The organism is Mycolicibacterium komossense, from assembly GCF_025822605.1.
In the GTDB taxonomy this organism is placed as follows: domain Bacteria; phylum Actinomycetota; class Actinomycetes; order Mycobacteriales; family Mycobacteriaceae; genus Mycobacterium; species Mycobacterium komossense.
In genome coordinates, this window is record NZ_JACKTY010000050.1 from 75,169 (window position 1) to 95,971 (window position 20,803).

The 20,803-nt window shown below is 67.2% G+C and carries 23 protein-coding genes; 17 read left to right on the top strand and 6 right to left on the bottom strand.

The annotated features are described in order from the left end of the window. The first annotated feature begins 41 nt into the window (after positions 1-41). The 6 genes from H7J73_RS31570 to H7J73_RS31595 all read left to right on the top strand — a co-directional run bounded on the left by H7J73_RS31570 (position 42) and on the right by H7J73_RS31595 (position 5,050). Positions 42-695, top strand: a complete 654-nt coding sequence (locus H7J73_RS31570; protein WP_264071806.1) for an MspA family porin — start codon at positions 42-44, stop codon at positions 693-695. A gap of 670 nt (positions 696-1,365) precedes the next feature. Next, positions 1,366-2,031: an MspA family porin gene (locus H7J73_RS31575; RefSeq protein ID WP_264071807.1), complete on the top strand. Its 666-nt coding sequence runs from the start codon at positions 1,366-1,368 to the stop codon at positions 2,029-2,031. A gap of 2 nt (positions 2,032-2,033) precedes the next feature. Continuing rightward, the gene (locus H7J73_RS31580; protein WP_264071776.1) at positions 2,034-2,747 is read left to right on the top strand and encodes a hypothetical protein; all 714 of its coding nucleotides are present in this window, start codon (positions 2,034-2,036) and stop codon (positions 2,745-2,747) included. A gap of 257 nt (positions 2,748-3,004) precedes the next feature. Then, positions 3,005-3,346, top strand: coding sequence for a hypothetical protein (locus H7J73_RS31585; protein ID WP_264071777.1), 342 nt, complete (start codon positions 3,005-3,007; stop codon positions 3,344-3,346). After that, positions 3,280-3,723 (top strand): hypothetical protein, encoded by a 444-nt coding sequence (locus tag H7J73_RS31590; RefSeq protein WP_264071778.1) that lies wholly within the window; start codon positions 3,280-3,282, stop codon positions 3,721-3,723. The genes H7J73_RS31585 and H7J73_RS31590 overlap by 67 nt, the downstream gene beginning before the upstream one ends. Next, complete coding sequence (locus H7J73_RS31595) at positions 3,680-5,050, top strand: hypothetical protein (protein ID WP_264071779.1); 1,371 nt, start codon at positions 3,680-3,682, stop codon at positions 5,048-5,050. Before H7J73_RS31590 ends, H7J73_RS31595 begins: the two co-directional genes overlap by 44 nt. 35 nt (positions 5,051-5,085) lie before the next feature. Here H7J73_RS31595 and alc read toward each other — a convergent pair whose 3' ends face one another. Genes alc through H7J73_RS31610 form a run of 3 tightly spaced genes read right to left on the bottom strand, consistent with a single transcriptional unit; the run spans position 5,086 to position 7,247 of the window. After that, positions 5,086-6,120: an allantoicase gene (gene alc / locus H7J73_RS31600; protein WP_264071780.1), complete on the bottom strand. Its 1,035-nt coding sequence runs from the start codon at positions 6,118-6,120 to the stop codon at positions 5,086-5,088. Positions 6,121-6,158: 38 nt separating this feature from the next. Next, positions 6,159-6,707 (bottom strand): 2-oxo-4-hydroxy-4-carboxy-5-ureidoimidazoline decarboxylase, encoded by a 549-nt coding sequence (locus H7J73_RS31605; protein ID WP_264071781.1) that lies wholly within the window; start codon positions 6,705-6,707, stop codon positions 6,159-6,161. A 51-nt stretch (positions 6,708-6,758) separates the two neighbouring features. Beyond that, positions 6,759-7,247 carry an inorganic diphosphatase gene (locus H7J73_RS31610; RefSeq protein ID WP_264071808.1) on the bottom strand — a complete coding sequence of 163 codons (489 nt, stop codon included), beginning with the start codon at positions 7,245-7,247 and terminating at the stop codon, positions 6,759-6,761. A gap of 115 nt (positions 7,248-7,362) precedes the next feature. On the opposite strand from H7J73_RS31610, the gene dacB reads away from it, so the two are divergent. The 4 genes from dacB to hpt are packed head-to-tail and all read left to right on the top strand — an operon-like array spanning position 7,363 to position 11,414. Beyond that, positions 7,363-8,748, top strand: a complete 1,386-nt coding sequence (gene dacB / locus H7J73_RS31615) for a D-alanyl-D-alanine carboxypeptidase/D-alanyl-D-alanine endopeptidase (protein WP_264071782.1) — start codon at positions 7,363-7,365, stop codon at positions 8,746-8,748. After that, a complete protein-coding gene (locus H7J73_RS31620; protein WP_264071783.1) occupies positions 8,745-9,842 on the top strand; it encodes an Rv3626c family coenzyme F420 biosynthesis-associated protein in 1,098 nt (365 codons plus the stop codon). The genes dacB and H7J73_RS31620 overlap by 4 nt, the downstream gene beginning before the upstream one ends. Next, positions 9,821-10,795 (top strand): tRNA lysidine(34) synthetase TilS, encoded by a 975-nt coding sequence (gene tilS, locus H7J73_RS31625; protein ID WP_264071784.1) that lies wholly within the window; start codon positions 9,821-9,823, stop codon positions 10,793-10,795. Before H7J73_RS31620 ends, tilS begins: the two co-directional genes overlap by 22 nt. Positions 10,796-10,811: 16 nt before the next feature. Then, positions 10,812-11,414: a hypoxanthine phosphoribosyltransferase gene (gene hpt, locus H7J73_RS31630; RefSeq protein ID WP_264071785.1), complete on the top strand. Its 603-nt coding sequence runs from the start codon at positions 10,812-10,814 to the stop codon at positions 11,412-11,414. A 91-nt stretch (positions 11,415-11,505) separates the two neighbouring features. Here hpt and H7J73_RS31635 read toward each other — a convergent pair whose 3' ends face one another. The 3 genes from H7J73_RS31635 to H7J73_RS31645 all read right to left on the bottom strand — a co-directional run bounded on the left by H7J73_RS31635 (position 11,506) and on the right by H7J73_RS31645 (position 14,291). Beyond that, positions 11,506-12,240, bottom strand: a complete 735-nt coding sequence (locus H7J73_RS31635; protein WP_264071786.1) for an SIMPL domain-containing protein — start codon at positions 12,238-12,240, stop codon at positions 11,506-11,508. Positions 12,241-12,402: 162 nt separating this feature from the next. Then, positions 12,403-13,419: a zinc-binding dehydrogenase gene (locus H7J73_RS31640; protein WP_264071787.1), complete on the bottom strand. Its 1,017-nt coding sequence runs from the start codon at positions 13,417-13,419 to the stop codon at positions 12,403-12,405. Further along, positions 13,419-14,291, bottom strand: a complete 873-nt coding sequence (locus H7J73_RS31645) for an alpha/beta fold hydrolase (RefSeq protein ID WP_276032032.1) — start codon at positions 14,289-14,291, stop codon at positions 13,419-13,421. Before H7J73_RS31645 ends, H7J73_RS31640 begins: the two co-directional genes overlap by 1 nt. A 180-nt stretch (positions 14,292-14,471) precedes the next feature. On the opposite strand from H7J73_RS31645, the gene ftsH reads away from it, so the two are divergent. The 7 genes from ftsH to H7J73_RS31680 form a co-directional block, all read left to right on the top strand. Continuing rightward, positions 14,472-16,802: an ATP-dependent zinc metalloprotease FtsH gene (gene ftsH / locus H7J73_RS31650; protein ID WP_264071809.1), complete on the top strand. Its 2,331-nt coding sequence runs from the start codon at positions 14,472-14,474 to the stop codon at positions 16,800-16,802. A gap of 19 nt (positions 16,803-16,821) precedes the next feature. Further along, positions 16,822-17,433 carry a GTP cyclohydrolase I FolE gene (folE, locus tag H7J73_RS31655; protein ID WP_264071789.1) on the top strand — a complete coding sequence of 204 codons (612 nt, stop codon included), beginning with the start codon at positions 16,822-16,824 and terminating at the stop codon, positions 17,431-17,433. Next, positions 17,430-18,269: a dihydropteroate synthase gene (folP, locus tag H7J73_RS31660; RefSeq protein ID WP_264071791.1), complete on the top strand. Its 840-nt coding sequence runs from the start codon at positions 17,430-17,432 to the stop codon at positions 18,267-18,269. Before folE ends, folP begins: the two co-directional genes overlap by 4 nt. Beyond that, on the top strand, positions 18,262-18,663 hold the full coding sequence (gene folB, locus H7J73_RS31665) for a dihydroneopterin aldolase (RefSeq protein WP_264071792.1): 402 nt from the start codon (positions 18,262-18,264) through the stop codon (positions 18,661-18,663). Before folP ends, folB begins: the two co-directional genes overlap by 8 nt. Next, the gene (gene folK / locus H7J73_RS31670; protein ID WP_264071793.1) at positions 18,660-19,193 is read left to right on the top strand and encodes a 2-amino-4-hydroxy-6-hydroxymethyldihydropteridine diphosphokinase; all 534 of its coding nucleotides are present in this window, start codon (positions 18,660-18,662) and stop codon (positions 19,191-19,193) included. Before folB ends, folK begins: the two co-directional genes overlap by 4 nt. Then, positions 19,193-19,669, top strand: a complete 477-nt coding sequence (locus H7J73_RS31675; protein WP_264071794.1) for a DUF3180 domain-containing protein — start codon at positions 19,193-19,195, stop codon at positions 19,667-19,669. The genes folK and H7J73_RS31675 overlap by 1 nt, the downstream gene beginning before the upstream one ends. A gap of 87 nt (positions 19,670-19,756) precedes the next feature. Next, positions 19,757-20,803: DUF6779 domain-containing protein (locus H7J73_RS31680; protein WP_264071795.1), on the top strand; the 1,047-nt coding region annotated here is incomplete at its 3' end.

A 20,803-nucleotide genomic window follows, 5' to 3' on the forward strand; every position in this document is an offset into this window, starting at 1 on the left:
GCCACCCTGGCTGCTGTCTCGCCACCCTGGCTGCTGTCTGCATGTTGGCCCCGATCGCTGCGGCGCCTCTGGCGTTGGCCGATCCACCGCCCCCGGACCCCGCGGTCCAGCCCGTCGGCGTCCCGGGCCCGCCGCCGGACACCGGCGCCGTGCCGTCCGCACCTCCCGGAGTGCTGGTGACTCCGGACGGCTGGACCGTGACAGTAGTCGGCTCCGATGAGAGCCAGCTCCCGGTGGCGCCACTGACGACGGCCATCTCCTCGCGCGAGTACCTGGTGGGTGGCACCTTCACCGGCAAGGTGTCGGGCTCCGGTAAGACGAAGCTCGCCGGCGGCACCCTGGAGGCCGGGGTTCAGATCGGCTGCGGCATCGTCTCCGATGAAGAGGAGATCAACCCCGGCGCCAGCTTCACCCCGGGTATCGGCATCCCGTTCACCGGCGCCAACACCCCGACCTTCGGTACCGGTATCAGCCTGCAGGGCAAGGTGTATCTCAAGCCCGGCACCGTGAATATCGTTCCCCTGGACAAGAAGTCGTTCAAGGGCACCGGAACCCGCGTCACCATCACCGGTGTCCGCGTGAAGTTCGACCAGTGCGCCGGCCAGTCGTTCATCCGCTCCTACGCGACGCTGACGAGTTCCACCGACAACACCGACGACGTGATCACCTACTTGGGCGTCACCAAGGCTGTCTGACACAGGGCTGTCCGAAACACCGATCCACCCAGCGTGGCTGAGCCGGCCTGGCCGGCTCAGCCACGCTGTTTTCTGCTGCCGGCGCGTGATCTGTACGCGACCGTGCCCTTTACCCGGATCCGCGTGCCGTTTGATGCGCGCACGCTATGGCCGTGAACCCGCTGCGCGCGAGGCCGGCCCTTTCCTGCCCTCGAGTAGCCGCAACGTCGCTCTCGCATTCCCTGCGGGTGGGGTCTCTGCGTCGCCGTATCGCCGGCCGGGCCCAGCCCTCGCGATGGCCGCTGGCTGCCGTTTTCCGAACTCCGGCGGCAACGCACGAATACGGGGAAATTCACAGCAAACTCGCAGAAATTGGGCCACTCCTAACGCTCACTGGATTGCAATGTGGCGTGATTTGTTGGTATTCAGTTCACCGTTTGGAAACCCGGCCCGTCCATGATTCGACGCGACAGATCCCTTGGATTCTTTGGATTCGGACGAGACGTTATTTCTCTGGATCCCCTTGGATTCGACCACGAGAGGCGCCACTACAAGTATGTTGAATCGTTTCGCCACCCTGGCTGCTGTCTGCATGTTGGCCCCGATCGCTGCGGCGCCTCTGGCGTTGGCCGATCCACCGCCCCCGGACCCCGCGGTCCAGCCCGTCGGCGCCACCCTGGCTGCTGTCTGCATGTTGGCCCCGATCGCTGCGGCGCCTCTGGCGTTGGCCGATCCACCGCCCCCGGACCCCGCGGTCCAGCCCGTCGGTGACCCGGCGGTGGATCCCGGGCCGCCGCCGGACACCGGTGTCGTCGCGTCCTCCGAGCCGGGCGTCGTGACCACGCCGGACGGCTGGGTACTTACTGTCGCCGCGAAGGATGAGACCGAGCTTCCGGTGGCGCCACTGACGACGGCCATCTCCTCGCGTGAGTACCTGGTGGGTGGCACCTTCACCGGTACCGTCACCGGCAGCGGCAAGACCACGCTGGCCGGCGGTGTGCTGGAGGCCGGCTACCAGATCGGTTGCGGTATCGAGTTGGGCCAGGTCAGGCTCATCGGCTCGGTCGGCATCGGTACCTCGGGCTCGAACATCACCGGCGGTCTGATCCCCACCGGTATCAACTTCCCGATCTCGGGCACGCTGGAAATCCACCTCAAGCCGGGCAGCGTCACCAACGTCTCGGTGGACAAGAAGACCTTCAAGGCTGCGCCTGCGCGCGTCACCCTCAAGGACGTCCACATCAAGCTCGACGGCTGCGCAGGTCAGTCATTCCTGCGCTCCTACGCGACGCTGACCAGTTCCACGACGGACACCGACGACGTCGTCGCTTACTACGGCGTCACCAAGAGCGTCTGATTGTGGCTCTCAGGACTGCGGTGGCCAACCTCGCCGTGTTCGGTGCGGTAGCGGTCGGAGCGGCGGTCGCCTCGATGGCGACCGCCGCCGCCGACCCGCCCCCGCCCGACCCGGCGTTGTTGCCAGTCGATCCCGCAGCACCGGCCCCGGCACCCGAGCCACCGCCACCGCCTGGACCGAGCATTCCGGTCCTCGGTGCACCGCTCGGACCCGCGGGCTTCAACATTCTGGCCCAGAACGGGTCTGAACCGCGACCAGGTGCGTTGGGTGTTCCACAGACCGTCGACACCAGCCCGCAGGCGTTGCTCGGCCAGAACCAGATTCCGTCCGCGCCCGGTCAGGGTGTCCCGGGGGCGCCGATCAATCTCGATCCGATCAACAACGCCTACGTGATGCCGCAGAACGAGAAGCCCGCAGCGCCCGGTCAGGGCACGCAGGTCGGGGTGGCGCCAGGTGAAGAAAACGATCACCTGGGCCGGATCGACTACCTCAAGCAGTGGCACGACCTGTACAAGAACGGCAATTTGAAGGGCGCATTGCTCGGCCAGGCGCCGCAGGAGCAGTTGGGTCAGCCGTTGCCGGGCACCGCTCCGCCTCCGGGGACCAACATCCCGCCCGGACTGGAGCAGTACCTGCCAGATCCGGCGGCACCGCCGGCTCCTGTCGATCCGGCGGCACCGATCCTGCCCGTCGTGCCGCCACCGCCTGCTGGGTGAGTGACTTCCCGCGGGAGGAGTAAAGGCGCAAAAGAGATTGCTGTAAAAGGTCTGCCAGGTGAGTGCCGTCACTGTGAATGGAGGAGTAAATTCTTATGAATCGTCATCCAGTGGCGGCGATCACCTGGCTTCTTAGCTTCGAAGATTCGCTCATAAGACAATTGATGTTGATCAATATATGACGTGAGTTTGCTGCTATTACGAGTTTGCTGGTGTACGTTTATTCGCAGTCACCTCAACGCCTAAAAGGAGTTCTCGTGAGGACCATGTTGATGCAGCCCACGGCCGCTGCACTGTGCGCGGTATGCCTCGCTGCACCTCTCGCCGTCCCCGATGGAAGCAGTCTCGGCAGTGCCCGCGGGCACGAGCTGTCAGCGTCCGCGGCTGCGGTCAAGCTGGCGGCAGCAGTCTCGGCGAGTTCGACGGCGCTGCCGGCCAATCCGACTCTGTTGGAGGTGCTGGGTCTGCCGATCCAGACGATCAACAACATCGTCGCCGAGGGCACCACGGGTGCGTTGGCGCTGCTCAGTATGTGTCGATCTTCGAGGCTCTCAACGCCTACATCAAGGTCGGCAGCACCGTTGCCGTGCAGTTGGTGAACGGACAGTTCGAGCAGATCCCGGCCTCGTTCCAGACGAACCTCGCCGCGGCCAACACCGCGCTGCAGGGACTCCCGCCCTCCATCGTTGCTTCACTGCAGTACAACCTCAGCGTCATTGAGGCCTTCATTGCCTCCCTGGGCACTGGGACTGTCGCACCGACAGCTGATTCCGCTGCCACCGTGGACACCAAGACGGTCGCTGTATCGGCCGCGACTCCTGCTGCGCTGCCGGCCAATCCGACTCTGTTGGAGGTGCTGGGTCTGCCGATCCAGACGATCAACAACATCGTCGCCGAGGGCACCACGGGTGCGTTGGCGCTCGGCTCAGTATGTGTCGATCTTCGAGGCTCTCAACGCCTACATCAAGGTCGGTAGCACGATTGCCGTGCAGCTGGTGAACGGACAGTTCGAGCAGATCCCGGCCTCGTTCCAGACCAACCTCGCCGCGGCCAACACTGCGCTGGCGGGTCTTGGCCCGTCGGTCGCGGCCTCGCTGCAGTACAACCTCACCGTTATCGGGAACTTCTTCGCCAACCCGACTCCGAGCGCAGCGGCAGGCTCGGCAGCAGTCGAGACCAAGGTGCTGGCGGCTTCGGCGGTCACTCCGGCAGCGTTGCCGGCGAATCCGACGTTGTTGGAGGTGCTGGGTCTGCAGATCCAGACGCTGAACAACATTGTCGCGGCGGGTACCACCGGAGCGCTGGCGCTCCCCGCCGGCTTCCCGCTGACTGCGGCGCAGTACGTTTCGATCTTCAACGTGCTCAACGCCTACATCAAGATCGGCAGTACCGTCGCCACGCAGCTGGTGAACGGACAGTTCGAACAGATCGCGCCGTCGTTGCAGACGAACTTTGCCGCGGCCAACACCGCCTTGCAGGGCCTCGCCCCGTCGATCACCGCGTCGCTGCAGTACGACCTCGGCGTCATCGGGAACTTCTTCACCACCCCGTCCGCGACCGCTGCGGCCGGCTCGGCAGCCGTGCAGACCAAGGCACTGGCCGTTTCGAACGCGACGGCGAGCGCACTGCCGGCCGATCCGACGCTGTTGGATGTGCTGGGTTTGCAGATCCAGACCGCCAACAACATCTTCGCGGCGGGCACCACGGGTGCGCTGGCGCTGCCGACCGGGTTCCCGTTGACTGCGGCACAGTATGTTTCGGTCTTCAACGCCGTCAACGCCTACATCAAGGTCGGCAGCACGGTCGCCACGCAGCTGGTGAACGGACAGTTCGAGCAGATCGCGCCGACGTTCCAGACGAACCTCGCCGCGGCCAACACCACCCTGCAGGGGCTGGCCCCATCGGTTACCGCGTCACTGCAGTACGACGCCGCGGTGGTGGGCAAGTTCGTCACCGGCGGTGCAACCAGCAACTCAGCGAAGGCCGCGGCGGTCAAGACCGACGCCATCGAGACGGCGGCGGACAGCACCGAGACGGCCACCGCACTGCCCAACGCCACCCCGAGCGTCGACGCCAAGAAGGCGACGCCCGCCGGTGGCTTCCTCAAGCAGCTCCAGAGTGCGGTGGACAACCAGGTCGGTGGGGGCAAGGTGAAGGTGTCCCCGTCCAAGACCGACGCATCCACCGGAACAGACGCGGGTAGCGATTCCGCTTCGTCAGCCCCGAAGCCGGTCAAGCACAGCGACACCAAGAAGACGAGCGGTGCCGCGAAGTCGGCCGCCGGCGCTTCCAGCGCCAAATAGCAGTACGCGGGACCTGAACCAGCGCCTGGCTTCGGCTAGGCGCTGGTTTCCCATTTATGGCGCACCGTCTGCAAGCCCGCCTCGGTGAGGGAACCGAACAGGCGTAGCCGCGCCATGCCGCCGTCGGGGTAGATGTCCAGGCGTGCGTCGGTGACCGGACGGTCACTGTCGATCAGGAAACGGTGCCGGGTATCTGGTAGCAGCTCCGTTATCGGCAGCAGCTCGAACCAGCCGCCGTCACCGTCGCGGCCCGACAGCCGAGCCGACCCAGGCGCGTTGCCCACGAAATAGGACGTGTCGATCTCTGCAGCGTTGAGGACGCCCTGACTCGCCAGATGCACCTGCACCCAATCGTTTCCGGTGTCACGGCGGCGCGAGGTCTCCCACCCTTCACCCATCGTGCGGGCCGTACCCGGCAGCAACAGATTGTTCGGTGAACTGTAGAACATGTTGGAGCAGGCGGTGATTCGGCCACCATTTTCCAGCGCAGCCAGGTCGAGGGTCACGTTCTCGGCGAATTCCGGGTCCAGCAGGCCTTCGCCATGGACCCGGAACCGCGCCACGCCGCCGTCAGGGTAGATGGACAGCCGAACGTGGGTCCAGCGAGATGGCGAGTCGACCTTGAACGGATTGCGAGTATCGCCGTTGACGTCCACGCGCTCGACAAGCGTTGTCCAGTCGGTCTTTTCGAGGAGCTCGTTGACCGCCGGGTAGCCGGTGAAGTGCGCCGCCTCGACCGAGATCTGCGGCGGATAGTTACCGGTGAACCAGGCGGTGTCGACGACCACGCCGCGCACGATCCCCGGGACCCCGAGGCGTACGATTGCCGAATCGTAGGCGTCCGCTCCGGCGCCGCGGCGCCGCCGGGTCTCCCAACCGTCGTAGATCTGACCCTTGTGGCCGAACGTCGCGGGCCGGAACTCGGCCGGTGCTGGGTTGATCAGGTTCTCCCGCTCGGCGAACAGATCGTCGTTCGCCCACACCACGCTGCCACCGGCGGGGCGGGCCGCCAGGTCGGGAAGAGACAGGAAATGTGGCTGAGCGGCGGGGCCGGGCGGTGGTGTGCTCACCGGCATCAGCCTAACGAAACTGGATCATCGCGCCCGGTTCACCAGTTCTGGTAGCCGCCTTCGGGTCCCAGCATCCGCTCGAGCCGGGTTCGGTTGATCTTGGCCAGCTCGTTGCGGACCACTTTGCGTTCGGTCTCGAACGTGTGGTGTAACCGATCGGAGATCGCCGTCAGCACATCGGAGGTGCCCAGGCCGCCGACATACATCACGAACCGGAAGCCGAACTGGTCCAGGTAGGTGCCCGCCGCCGTCCAGAGCTCGGCCATCACCGTGGCGTCGTCATCCCATAGCGAGCACTGCTCGGCCTGGGATTTGGCGCTGCGCGGGCGGCGGCCCACGTCGGGGCAGCCTTCCAGGATCATGTCGACACAGTCCTCGGGAAGCTCGAACAACAGCGCATCGGCGCGACGGAACAGCGCGTCGTGATCCGGGTAGGGACGCGAGCGCGCAAGGTCACGGGCCAGCGTCACGCTGTTGCAGCACTCGTAGAGCGCGTGCACGGCCTTGCGCTCTGGCAGCGCGTTGAACGCCTCCAGACCGATCCCCTGATGCAGTAGCACCCCGTCATGATCGAAGGGCCAGACCACGCGCGCGTTACCGCGTGTTACGGCCGCGCTAAATCCTGCTGAGAAGTGGTTTTAGTGCGAGTGCGGGACGTACCGCTCCCGTGAGCGCAGCACCTCGGCCTCGGCCTCGGCCCGCCCCACCCAGTCGGAACCCTTGACGAACTTGCCCGGTTCCAGGTCCTTGTAGTGGGTGAAGAAGTGCTGGATGGAGTCGAGTTCATCTTTCGCCACATCGCCGATGTCCTGGATGTGATCCCAGCGCTTGTCACCGGCGGGTACGCACAGCACCTTGTCGTCGCCGCCGGCCTCGTCGACCATCTTGAACATGCCGACCGGCCGGGCCTCGATCAGGACACCCGGGAACACCGACAGCGGCAGCAGCACGAGCGCATCCAGCGGATCGCCATCTTCACCGAGGGTGTCCTCGATGAAGCCGTAGTCGGCCGGGTAGGCCATCGGCGTGTAAAGGTAGCGGTCCAGCCTGACTCGTCCGGTCTTGTGGTCCACCTCGTACTTGTTGCGCTGTCCCTTAGGGATTTCGATCGTCACGTCGAATTCCACCGTCACGGCTCCTTGCCTGTATGAGTCTGCGGTCGTCGGGTGAAACCCTAGTGGAGCGATACCCTGCAGTACGGGCAGTCCCCAGCTCCGCTCCTTCAGCCAGTCCAGGAGAACCATGCGTCCCACCCGGTGGCGGCGATCCACGCATATCGTGATCGGCGTCGTCGTGCTGATCGCGGTCGGAGCGGTCATCGCGGTCGCGGCATTGGTGACCGGTGGACGCACCACCAGCGAGGCGCAGTCGCCGCCGGCGCCGACTCCCGCTGCCGCAAATCCTTCGGTGGTGCCGATCGGCGACGAGGCTCCGGTCCCGACTCCCAACGGCCTGACTCAGGCGCTGGCTGTGCCGTTGGCCGACCCGAACCTCGGGGCACTGACCGGACGGATCGCCGACGCCGACACCGGAGCGGTGTTGTGGCAACAGGGCGCCGACATCCCGATGCAGCCGGCGTCGACCAACAAGACTCTGACCAGCTCGGCTGCGCTGCTCACCCTTGATCGTGACGCCCGCGTCACCACCCGCGTAGTGGCCGCCGACCAGACCGCGCAGCCCGGGCTGGTCGTGCTCGTCGGCGGCGGCGATCCGACGCTGTCCGCGGCGCCGCCGGGGCAGGACACCTGGTACCGCGATGCTGCCCGCATCAGCGATCTGGCCGACCAGGTCCGCCGCACCGGCACCAAGGTGACGGCAGTCCAGGTCGACACCTCGTTCTACGGCGGGCCGACGATGGCGCCCGGCTGGGATCCCGCCGATATCGACGGTGGCGATATCGCTCCGATGGAATCGGTGATGCTCGACGCCGGCCGCATCCAACCGACCACGGTGGACTCGGGCCGCTCGCTGACCCCGGCCCTGGATGCCGGCCGGGCATTGGCGACCGCGCTGGGTGTCGATCCGGCGGCCGTCAGGATTGCGCCGGGCCCGGCCTCCGGTAAGGAGCTCGCGGCCGTGCAGTCGGCGCCGTTGATCGAGCGACTCAACGAGATGATGAACGATTCGGACAACGTGATGGCCGAGGCGATTGCCAGGGAAGTGGCCGCGGCGACGCAGCACCCGGTCAGCTTCGCCGGGGCCGTGGAGGCGGTCACTGCCCGCCTGACGTCGGCCAACATCGACATGGCGGGTGCGACGCTGGTGGACTCCAGCGGCCTGTCGGTCGACGACCGGCTGACCGCGACCACGCTCGACGAAGTGGTCGGCGAGGCGGCCGGGCCGGATCAGCCCAAGCTGCGGCCCCTGCTCGACCTGCTGCCCATCGCGGGCGGCAGCGGCACCCTGTCCAACCGTTTCCTCGATCCGCCGAGCGAACGTGCGTCGGCGGGCTGGCTGCGGGCCAAGACCGGGTCGCTGACGGGCACCAACGCCCTCGCCGGGGTCGTCACCGACTCCGGCGGCCGCGTGCTGACCTTCGCGTTCATCTCCAACAATGCGGGGCCGACCGGGCGCCTGGCGATCGACGCCCTGGCCGCCACGCTGCGCTCCTGCGGGTGCGGCTCGTGAGTACCGAACCGCGGGGCGGTCCGACCGTCGGCGGTGCCGTCGACTGGCAGTTCGCCGCTGATATCGGTGGGCGTCTGGCCAGGCCCGCGCCGCCGGCCACCGACTACACCCGCAACCAGGCCATCGACGAGCTGGCGGCGGCATCCACCGCGGCCGAGCCACCGGTGCGGGATGTCACCAGGCTCAGCACCGATGGACCGGTGCCCGACGCCCGCATCGTCGACCGCCCCGAGTGGATCCGCGCGGCGACGGAATCGATGCGGGTGATGACGGGCGGCTCGGGCGATGCCGACTCGGCGTCCGGGGCCAAAGCGGGTGCCGGCCTTAAGGGATTCGTCACCGGCCGAGTGACGGGTGCGCAGACCGGCGCCGTGCTGGCGTTCGTGTCGTCGGGGATCCTCGGGCAGTACGACCCGTTCGGCGTGCCCGGCGGTGTGCTGCTGCTGGTGTATCCGAATGTGATCGCGGTGGAACGGCAACTGCGCGTCAAACCCGCCGACTTCCGGCTGTGGGTGTGCCTGCACGAGGTCACCCACCGGGTGCAGTTCACCGCGAATCCGTGGCTGGCCGACTACATGTCGGGGGCGCTGGGAGTTCTCACGCGCGAGGGCGAGGAGGATTTCGCCGGGGCGATCGGTCGACTCGGGACGTTGGTCCGCGATCGCCGCAACGGGGTCGACGGTCCCTCGTCCGGCCCCAATTCCGCGGGCATTCTGGGCGTGATGCGCGCGATCCAGTCCGAGCCGCAACGCAAGGCGCTGGATCAGCTGCTGGTGCTGGGCACCCTCCTGGAAGGCCACGCCGATCACGTCATGGACGCCGTCGGACCCGCCGTCGTGCCGTCGGTGGCCACCATCCGCCGCCGGTTCGAGGAGCGCAGGAACCGTAAGCAGTCGCCGGTGCAACGCGTGCTGCGCGCGCTGCTGGGAATCGACGCGAAAATGTCGCAGTACACCAGGGGTAAGGCGTTCGTCGACCAGGTGGTCGGCCGGGTCGGGATGGACCGCTTCAACGCGATCTGGACGAGTCAGGACACCCTGCCGCTGCCCGAGGAGATCGACGACCCGCAGCAATGGATCGACCGCGTGCTCTGACGCAGCCTGTGCCCCGAATCACGGCTGCGGTAAGCGCTTTCGCCACCACCTTCCTGCCGGACACCGAACGCTGGTGCGTCGCGCTGTCCGGCGGCCCCGACTCGCTCGCACTGACCGCGGCCGCTGCACTCGTTCTGCCGACGACGGCGCTGATCGTCGACCACGGGTTGCAGGCCGGCTCGGCCCAGGTCGCCGAAACTGCCCGGCGCCAGGCACTCGAGCTGGGCTGCGTCGAGGCGAAAGTGCTTGCGGTACAGGTAGGTACCGCTGGTGGGCCCGAATCTGCCGCTCGCACAGCACGATACGCAGCGCTCGACGATGCCCGAGCCGGGGCGCCGGTGCTGATCGGGCACACCCTCGACGACCAGGCGGAGACGGTGCTGCTGGGCCTGGGGCGCGGTTCGGGTCCGCGGTCCATCTCCGGGATCAGGCCACACGACCCGCCGTGGTGCCGTCCGCTGCTGCAGATCCGGCGCGCGGAGACCGAAGGGGCGTGCGCCGAGTTGGGCGTCATCGCGTGGCGCGACCCGCACAACGCTGACCCGCGCTTCACCAGGGTGCGGTTGCGCAACGAGGTGCTGCCCCTGTTGGAGGACGTGCTCGGCGGCGGTGTCGCCGAGGCATTGGCCAGGACCGCCGCCGCTCTGCAGGACGACGCCGACGTTCTCGACGCGCTCGCGGATGCCGCACTGGTGCAAGCCCGCACCGGTGACTGTCTGGAGATCGCGGTACTCACGCCGTTGTCCGCGGCGGTTCGCCGCCGCGTGATCAGGGCGTGGCTGTTGTCCGGCGGGGCCGCCGCGCTCACGGACAAACAGATTCGCGCCGTCGAGCTGCTGGTCACCGGGTGGCGAGGACAGGGCGGTGTCGCGGTCGCCGCGGGACTGGTCCGGCAGCGGCTCTTCGCCGAGCGAAAACGCGGCGTGTTGGCGTTGCGCCGCGAGCTGGTCTGAGGTTCCGTTGGTTCTTATGGACACGGCGTGGCACGCTGTGGGCGTGCCAGCGCATACTGCCGAGCTGTACCCGGGCGACATCAAATCGGTGTTGTTGTCCGAGGATGAAATCAAGGCCAGAACCGCCGAGCTCGCGGCGCTGGTGGCCGAGGATCACCGCGAGAACGGGGGCGAGCAGGATCTGCTGCTGGTCACCGTGCTCAAAGGTGCGGTCATGTTCGTCACCGACCTGGCCAGGGCGATCCCGGTGCCCACGCAGTTGGAGTTCATGGCGGTCAGCTCCTACGGGTCCTCGACGTCGTCGTCGGGTGTGGTGCGCATCCTCAAAGATCTCGACCGCGACATCAACGACCGGGACGTGCTGATCGTCGAGGACATCGTCGACTCCGGTCTGACGCTGTCGTGGCTGCTGCGCAACCTCGCCACGCGGCACCCGCGGTCGCTGAAAGTCTGCACGCTGCTGCGGAAGCCGGACGCGGTGCGTACCGATGTCGCGATCCAATACGTGGGGTTCGACATCCCCAACGAGTTCGTCGTCGGATACGGCCTGGACTACGCCGAGCGGTACCGCGACCTGCCCTATATCGGCACGCTGGAACCGAAGGTCTACTCCGACTGACCGGATTCCGGCGGTTGCGAAACGTCGGCGATTTCGCGCGTCGTTTTCCGCCCAGGATTCACAAGCGTCACTCTGGTGGGGCTTGGCCGGGTTAGGTGAGTTCCCAGATGACGGTGACCGAGAAGCTCACCGTCTGCTGCCCCGGTGACAGCGGCACGTCGGAGGCCATTGCGCGTTGCATCGGTGCGGGCTGCGGCGGGATGGGGCCGCCGCCGGCCACCTCGGAAATCGAGATGACCCTGCCCAGCTTCAGGCCTGAGAGCTGGGCGTACTGATCGGCGCGGTCCTTGGCGTCGTTGAACGCCCTCGCGCGGGCATCCTTGACCAGCTGCGAATCGTCGTTGATCGAATAGTTGACCGAGTTGATCCGGGTGGCGTCACCACCGGTACTGACGATCAGTGCCAAGACCCGCGACGCCGAGCCGAGATCGCGGATCTTGACGTCGATGGTGTTACTGGCCTGATAGCCGACGATGTTGGCGGAGCCGTCGCCGCCGTACTGCGGCTGCAGGCTCACCCCGGTGGTGCTGATGTCCTTCTTGTCGACCCCGGCGCCCACCAACGCGTCGATGACGGCCCGTTGACGCTCGTTGGTCTGGTTCATCGCAGTGGTGACATCGGCGGCCACGAAGCTGATCGCGGAGTTCGCCGTCAGCGTGTCCGGAGTGCCTTCGACGTGGCCGGCGCCCACGACCGTGACCTGGCGTGGATTCTGGCCGGGCGGCGCCGGGGTGGAGTCGCAGGCGGACAGTGCCAAGACCGTCAAACCCGTGAGCAAGGCGAGGGACAGTCGACGCAGCGGTGAGGTGTTCCCGGCGATGGGCATGCCAGGCACCCTAGCGGTTCGACGATGCAGAGCGAGGGACGAGTGATGAGGAGGAGTGCCGCAATCAGGCCTAGCGGTTCGACGATGCAGAGCGAGGGACGAGTGATGAGGAGGAGTGCCGCAATCAGGGCTAGCGGTTCTGGCGGGCGCCGACGAGGAGCCTCACGGCGTCACCAGGATCTTGCAGTGCCGCTCCGGATCGGCCAGCTGATCGAACACCTGGCCGACGCCGTCGAGGTCGACCTCGCCGGTGTTCATCGGTGTGACATCGATATCGCCCTCGGCGATGGAGTTCAGGGCGGCGGCGAATTCCCGCGGCGTCTGACCGAATACGAACTGCACGCTGAGGTCCTTCATCGCCGCGAACACCGGCCGCACCGTGTCGGGTTGCATCGACATGCCCACCGACACCAGCCGACTGCTCATCGGCGCCATTCGCAGTGCCTCGTCGATGATGCCGGGCACTCCGACAGCCTCGAAGATGACTGCGGGTCGCACGAGGTCGAAGGGTGAGGACTGCGCCGGGTCGACCGTCTGCGCGGCACCCATCGTCTCCGCCAACTCCCGTCGCTTCGGGGAAAAGTCAGCGGCCACAATGTTTTCCACACCGGCAGCGGCCAATGCCGCGATGATCGCGATGCCGACGGGGCCGCAGCCGATGACCAGCGCCGCCTCACCGCGCTGCACCCCGGAGCGACCGACCGCATGCAGGCCGACGGCCATCGGCTCGGTGAGCGCGGCCCGCCGGTGGTCGAGGCCGTTGGGCACGGTCAACAGCAACGGTGCGGACAGCAGCATTCGTTCGGAATAGCCCCCGACAGCAGTGTTGCTGAAGATGATCGGGTCGATCCTATTGTGCCCCAGCAGGATCGGCTGTGAGGTCACGATCGTCCCCGGCGGTGGCGCCTGCGTATCGGGACCCGCCTCAAGGATCTCGGCGGTGAACTCGTGACCCATGAACACGTCAGCGCCCAGATCGATGTCGCTCGTGGACATCGGTGCGTTGCGCACCTGATCGGACAGCTCGAGCAACTCCGCGCCGTGCTTGGCGAAATGCAGGTCCGACCCGCAGATCCCGCACGCCTTCACCGCCACCAATACCTGCCCCTGTTCCGGCACCGGTTCGGGCACGTCGTCGCGAACCACCATCCGGCCACCGCGCAGCACCACCGAACGCATCAGCTCCACTCCCTGAGCTGTCTGCACTCGGCGAGGAAGTCCAGCAGTATCCGGTTGACCTCGTCGGGGCTGTCCTGCTGCACCCAGTGGCCCGCGCCGGTGACCATCTCCTGGCGGTAGGGGCCGACCGCCACCTCGCGGGCCCGCTCCGGACGCATGAACGTGAGGATCGGGTCGGCGGTGCCGCCGACGAACAGGGCGGGCGCGGTGATCGTCGCGTCGGTCAGCTGCGATGTCGTCGCCCAGTTGCGGTCGTAGTTGCGATACCAGTTCAGCCCACCGGTGAATCCGGTTCGGCTGAACTCGGTGACGTAGTACTCGAATTCGGCATCGGTGATCCACTGCGGCAGTGGTCCGTCGGGCGTGCCGGCGAACAGGCCGCGCATCGTGGCCGCAGGATCGGCGGCCATCGCGGTGTCGGCGGGCCCGGGCTCCTGGAATTGGAGCATGTAGAAGTCCTCGCCGAATTTCGCGCGCCAGGCTTCGGTCGGCCGGCTCCTGGCGCGTGGTACCGGCGGAACGCTCAGGCCGGCGACGGCAGCGACGCGGCTCGGGTGCAGCAGCGCGGTGTGCCAGACGACCATCGCGCCCCAGTCATGCCCGACGAAGATCGCGCGCTGAGCTCCCACGTCGTCGAGAAGCGCGACGAGGTCGCCCGTCAGCGCATGGATGTCGTAAGCGTCGATCGCCTCAGGGCGCGACGACCCGCCGTAGCCGCGCTGGTCCGGAGCCAGCACGTGATAGCCGGCTGCGGCCAGCGCCGGGATCTGGTGTCGCCAGGAGTAGGCCAGCTCGGGGAATCCGTGCGCCAGGATGACGACGGGGTCGCCGGGAGTGCCCGCCTCGGTCACCCGTAACCGGACCCTGCCCATCTCAACGAACCGTTCGGTCGGTGTCGGCACGATCCCACCAAAGCACAGGTTGCGATCGCCGGGAAGGCGCCCCCCGAGGCGGCCGGTAAGGGGCGCGGGAACCGCTGATCGTTGGCGTAGCGGTAGCCTGAAGTACTCCCGCGCGCTCGAAAGGACCTGGCCGGACACGGTCGATGCTTGATGAACCGAAAAAACGTGATCCGCACACTTACGGCGATCGTTGTCGTCCTGCTGCTCGGCTGGTCCTTCTTCTATTTCAGCGATGACACCCGCGGTTACAAGCCGGTCGACACATCGGTGGCGTTAGCCCAGATCAACAGCGAAAACGTCAAGAGCGCCCAGATCGACGACCGTGAGCAGCAGCTACGCCTGGAGCTCAAGAACGGCAACGGCGATACGCAAGATTCCACCAAGATCCTGACCAAGTACCCCACCGGGTACGGCGTGCCGCTGTTCGACTCGCTGACCGCCAAAGGTGTCCAGACCAACACCGTCGTCAACCAGGGCAGCGTGCTGGGTTCGCTGCTGATCTATCTGCTGCCCCTGCTGCTGCTCGTCGGCCTCTTCGTGATGTTCTCCCGGATGCAGTCCGGCGGCCGGATGGGCTTCGGCATGGGGAAGTCGAAGGCCAAGCAGTTGGGCAAGGACATGCCCAAGACCACGTTCGCCGACGTCGCCGGTGTGGACGAGGCCGTCGAGGAGCTCTACGAGATCAAGGACTTCCTACAGAATCCTTCTCGCTACCAGGCCCTCGGCGCCAAGATCCCCAAGGGTGTGTTGCTCTACGGTCCGCCCGGTACCGGTAAGACGCTGCTGGCGCGCGCGGTAGCCGGTGAGGCCGGGGTGCCGTTCTTCACCATCTCGGGTTCGGACTTCGTCGAGATGTTCGTCGGTGTCGGTGCCTCTCGGGTGCGGGACATGTTCGAGCAGGCCAAGCAGAACAGCCCGTGCATCATCTTCGTCGACGAGATCGACGCCGTCGGCCGCCAGCGTGGCGCCGGCATGGGCGGCGGCCACGACGAGCGCGAACAGACCCTCAACCAGCTCCTGGTCGAGATGGACGGTTTCGGTGACCGCGCAGGCGTCATCTTGATCGCGGCTACCAACCGGCCGGACATCCTCGATCCCGCGTTGCTGCGGCCCGGCCGCTTCGACCGTCAGATCCCGGTGGCCAGCCCCGACATGGCGGGTCGTCGCGCCGTGCTGAAGGTGCACTCGGCGGGTAAGCCGATCTCACCCGACGCCGATCTCGAAGGCCTGGCCAAGCGAACGGTCGGCTTCTCCGGTGCCGACCTGGCCAATGTGATCAACGAGGCCGCACTGCTGACCGCGCGCGAGAACGGCACCATCATCACCGGGCCCGCGCTGGAAGAAGCCGTCGACCGGGTGATCGGTGGACCCCGTCGCAAGGGCCGCCTGATCAGCGAAGAAGAGAAGAAGATCACCGCGTATCACGAGAGTGGCCACACTCTCGCCGCCTGGGCGATGCCGAATTACGACCCGGTCTACAAGGTCACCATCCTGGCTCGCGGTCGCACCGGCGGCCACGCCGTCGCCGTTCCGGAAGAGGACAAGGGACTGCGGACCCGCTCCGAGCAGATCGCGCAGCTGGTGTTCGCCATGGGCGGACGCGCGGCCGAAGAGCTGGTGTTCCGCGAGCCGACCACCGGCGCGGTCTCCGATATCGACCAGGCCACGAAGATTGCCAGGTCGATGGTGACCGAGTTGGGTATGAGCGCCAAGCTCGGCGCCGTCAAGTACGGCAGCGAGCACGGCGACCCGTTCCTCGGTCGCACGATGGGCAACCAGGCCGACTACTCGCACGAGGTTGCCCGCGAGATCGACGAAGAGGTCCGCAAGCTGATCGAGGCGGCGCACACCGAGGCGTGGGAGATCCTGGCCGAGAACCGCGACGTGCTCGACGTGCTCGCACGTGAGCTCCTGGAGAAGGAGACTCTGCACCGCGCCGAACTCGAGGTCATCCTGAAAGACGTCAGGAAGCGGCCGCGGATCACCGTGTTCGACGATTTCGGTGGTCGCATTCCGTCGGACAAGCCGCCGATCAAGACACCGGGTGAACTCGCCATCGAGCGCGGCGAAGAATGGCCCAAGCCCGTACCGGAGCCGGCCTTCAAGACGGCGATCGCCGAAGCGGCCCGTAAAGCCAACGGCACCAACGGTTCCAATGGCTCCAACGGTGCCAACGGCGCGCCGCACCCGGCCAGCCCGGATTACGGCGCACCTGCGGGTTGGCATGCCCCCGGCTGGCCGCCGCCACAGGGGCAGGGTCAGGGCCAGCCGCCCGCGGGCCCGCCGCCACAGGGTTACTGGTATCCGCCGCCGCCCGCCGGTCCGCAGTCAGGTGGTTGGCCGCCGCAGCAGGGCCATCCGGGTCAGCAGCCCTACCCGTATCAGCCGTATCCGCCACAGGGCCAACCGGAACCTGGAGCGGCACCCGGTGAGCGGCCGGGCGAGGATGCAGGTCGGCCCAACCCGCCGACGCACGGGTGACCACGAACGAAGGGCTTCGATGACGCAGCCGAACTCCCGTACCGCACTGGCGAACGGATCGATGGTGTTCGACCAGGAACGCGCTGAAGCCGCGGTTCGCGAGCTGCTGTACGCGATCGGTGAGGACCCCGATCGCCAGGGGCTGCTGGACACCCCGTCGCGGGTGGCGCGCGCCTACAAGGAGATGTTCGCGGGCCTGTACACCAACCCTGATGACGTCCTGAATACCACCTTCGACGAGAATCACAACGAACTCGTGCTGGTCAAGGACATTCCGATGTACTCGACCTGCGAACATCATCTGGTGGCCTTCCACGGGGTGGCGCACGTTGGCTACATCCCCGGAGTGGAGGGCCGGGTCACCGGGTTGTCGAAGCTGGCCAGGGTCGTCGATCTCTACGCAAAGCGGCCCCAGGTGCAGGAGCGGCTCACCGGCCAGGTGGCCGATGCGTTGATGCGCAAACTGGACCCGCGCGGCGTCATCGTGGTGATGGAGGCCGAGCATCTGTGCATGGCCATGCGGGGAATCCGCAAGCCGGGCGCCTCCACGACCACCTCGGCGGTGCGGGGCCAGTTCAAGACCGATAACGCATCCCGGTCTGAGGCGCTGGATCTCATATTGCGTAAATGACGCAATCGATCAGGCCCGGCGTGCAGGTGATGGGTGTCGTCAACGTCACCGACGACTCGTTCTCCGACGGCGGACGCTACCTGGATGCGGATCGTGCGGTCGAGCATGGCCTGCGATTGGTCGCCGAGGGTGCCGCCATCGTCGACGTCGGCGGTGAGTCGACCAGACCAGGTGCGGTCCGCGTCGACACCGCGCTCGAGCTGGCCCGGGTCGTTCCGGTCGTCAAAGGGCTTGCCGCACATGGAATTACGGTAAGTATCGACACCATGCATGCGGTCGTCGCAAAGGCGGCAATCGACAGCGGCGCGACGATCGTCAACGACGTCTCGGGTGGTCGCGCCGACCCGGCGATGGCCGGTTTGCTCGCCGAGGCCGGTGTGCCCTGGGTGCTGACGCACTGGCGCTCGCTCTCGGGTGAGCATTCCCACGACGTGCCGGCCTACGACGATGTGGTGGCCGAGGTGCGGACCGATCTGCTCGCGGCCGTCGACGCCGCAGTGGCCGCCGGTGTCGACGCGGCCAACCTGGTGATCGATCCGGGTCTGGGTTTCGCCAAGACCGCACAACACAATTGGGCGCTGCTCCGGGCGCTGCCCGAGCTGGTCGCGATCGGTATCCCGGTGCTCATCGGGGCGTCGCGCAAACGCTTTCTCGGTGCACTGCTGGCCGATGCCGACGGGTCCGCTCGATCGCCCGACGGCCGCGAGACGGCTACGGCCGTCATCTCCGCGCTGGCCGCGGTCAACGGGGCGTGGGGTGTGCGGGTGCACGATGTGCGCGCCTCCGTGGACGCACTCAAGGTAGTCCAAGCTTGGGCGGAGGGTGGCGATGGCTGATCGAATCGAATTGCGCGGCTTGGCTGTTCGGGGCAATCACGGAGTGTTCGACTACGAGCGCCGCGACGGCCAGGATTTCGTGGTCGACATCACGGTGTGGCTCGAGCTGGCCGCCGCCGCTGCCAGCGATGACCTCAGCGACACTTATGACTACGGTGTGCTGGCTGCACGCGCCGCCGATATCGTCGGTGGGCCGGCCAGGAATCTGATCGAGACGGTCGCCGCCGAAATTGCCGAGGATGTGATGACCGACGAACGGGTGCACGCCGTCGAGGTGACGGTGCACAAACCGCAGGCTCCGATCCCTTTGACGTTCGCCGATGTCGCGGTGGTGGCGCGGCGCTCGCGGCGCGGGCTACGGGGTTCCGTCGTGCCCGCCGGAGATGTCCTGTGAGCCGTGTCGTGCTGTCCATCGGATCGAATCTGGGTGACCGGGTGGCCCGGCTGCAGTCGGTGGTCGACGCGCTGGGGGAGCGGTTGCGCGCGGTGTCGCCGGTGTACGAGACCGATCCGTGGGGCGGCGTCGATCAGGGGCCCTTCCTCAACGCGGTGGTGATCGCCGAGGATCCCGAGCTGGACGGACCCGGCTGGTTGCGGTTCGCGCAGGACCTGGAGCGGGCGGCCGAGCGGGTGCGTGGACAGAAGTGGGGTCCGCGCAGCCTCGACGTCGACCTGGTGACGTGTCATCAGGGTGCCGACGAGGTCTATTCGCGTGCAGACGGCCTGACGCTGCCGCATCCGCTGGCGCACCTGCGGGCCTTCGTGATGATCCCGTGGCTGGCCGTCGATCCCGCCGCGGACATCACTGTCGTCGGTGAAACTCGCTCGGTGGTGCGGCTGCTCGACGAGCTACCGGCCGCCGAGCGCGACGGCGTCAGGCTGACGGGAGTGGTGCTCGGTCTGCCGACGGGCCCGGATCGCTGATGGGGCCGACCAGAAAGCGTGACCTGGTCGCGGTGGTCCTCGGCGCCGGGGTGATCAGCTACCTGTTGGTGCTGCTGCTCTATCGGTTCTTCCCGCCGCTGACGGTTTGGACCGGGTTGTCGCTGGCTGCGGTCGCGGTCGCGGAAGCGGGGTGGGGTTTTCACATCAGGGCCAAGATCGCCAGCGGCGAGATCGGGGTCGGCGTAGGCCGATTGCATCCCATCGCGGTGGCGCGCAGTGTCGTGATCGCCACCGCTTCGGCGTGGGTCGGCGCTGCGGTCGCCGGCTGGTGGCTCGGGGTCCTGGCGTATCTGTTGCCGAGGCGCGAAACCCTGCGGGTGGCAGGCGAGGACACCGGCGGCGCCGTCGTCGCCGCGGTGTCTGCGCTCGCACTGGCGGGCGCCGCCTTGTGGTTGCAGCATTGCTGTAAGTCACCGACGGATCATCTGGAAGGTGCTGACAGCGAGCTGGATTGACGGTGGGCGCCCAACCTCGGCAAGCTCGAGTGGAATCGCCGGAGCACGACGACACGCGCAGTGACCTCGCACAGGTACAGTCGGCGCATGACCGTTCTGTCCCGCGGCGCCCGGGCTCGGCGCGGCGGCCGCAGGCCGGGTTGGCTGCTGTTGACAGTGTTGCTGGTCCTGGCCATCGCGGCCAGTTCTGCCCTGGTGTTCACCAATCGCGTCGAGCTGTTGAAGCTGGCCGTCATCCTGGCGTTGTGGGCGGCCGTGGTCGGCGCGTTCGTGTCGGTGATCTACCGCAGACAAAGCGATACCGATCAGGCCAAGGTTCGGGATCTGAAGCTGGTCTACGACCTCCAGCTCGATCGGGAGATCTCGGCGCGGCGCGAATACGAGCTGTCGGTAGAGACCCATCTGCGTCGTGAGCTGACGGCGGAGCTGCGGGCGCAGGCTTCCGACGAGGTGGCCGCGTTGCGGGCCGAACTGGCGGCCCTCCGGACGAATCTGGAGATTCTGTTCGACGCCGATTTGGCGCACCGACCGGCGATCGAGACCGACCGGTCCTATGCGGAGTGGACGAGGAATTCGGAGCCGCCGCGACCGGACCGGGTGACCAGCAGCCGGATCACCACGGTGCCACCGGACTCGGTCCGCGACACCGACAACGCGCGCACCGCCGAAAGCCCGATCATCGATGTGCCGGAAGAGCCGCTGATCGGTCCGCCTGTGCGTCAGCAGGGCGACGATGCCTCGCTCGATCCCGGACCTGAAGCCAATTACCGCGGATCGCATCGACGCCCGTCGGAGGACAGCGGCTGGTTACGCGCCCAACAGCCCTCCTCTCAGCCGACGCCGACACCTCAGCCCCAACCGCAGCCGACGCCCGCGCCGCAGCCCCGTCGCCAGCCGCCGCCACCGCGTTCGGAACCGCCACGTCAGCAGCCGGCTCCAGTGCCGCAGCCCACCAGCTGGTCCCCGCCACCGGCCCAGCCGGCCCCGGCCCCGGCGCAACCACCGTCGGCGCCGGTCCGTGAGAACAGCCAGGGCGAGGCGCAGAACCCGGCTCAGCCCCCCACACCGGACGAAGGCCCGCGCGGCCGGCACTCCGGTCAGCAGGGGCCACCGACATCTGCGGAACGGCGCGGC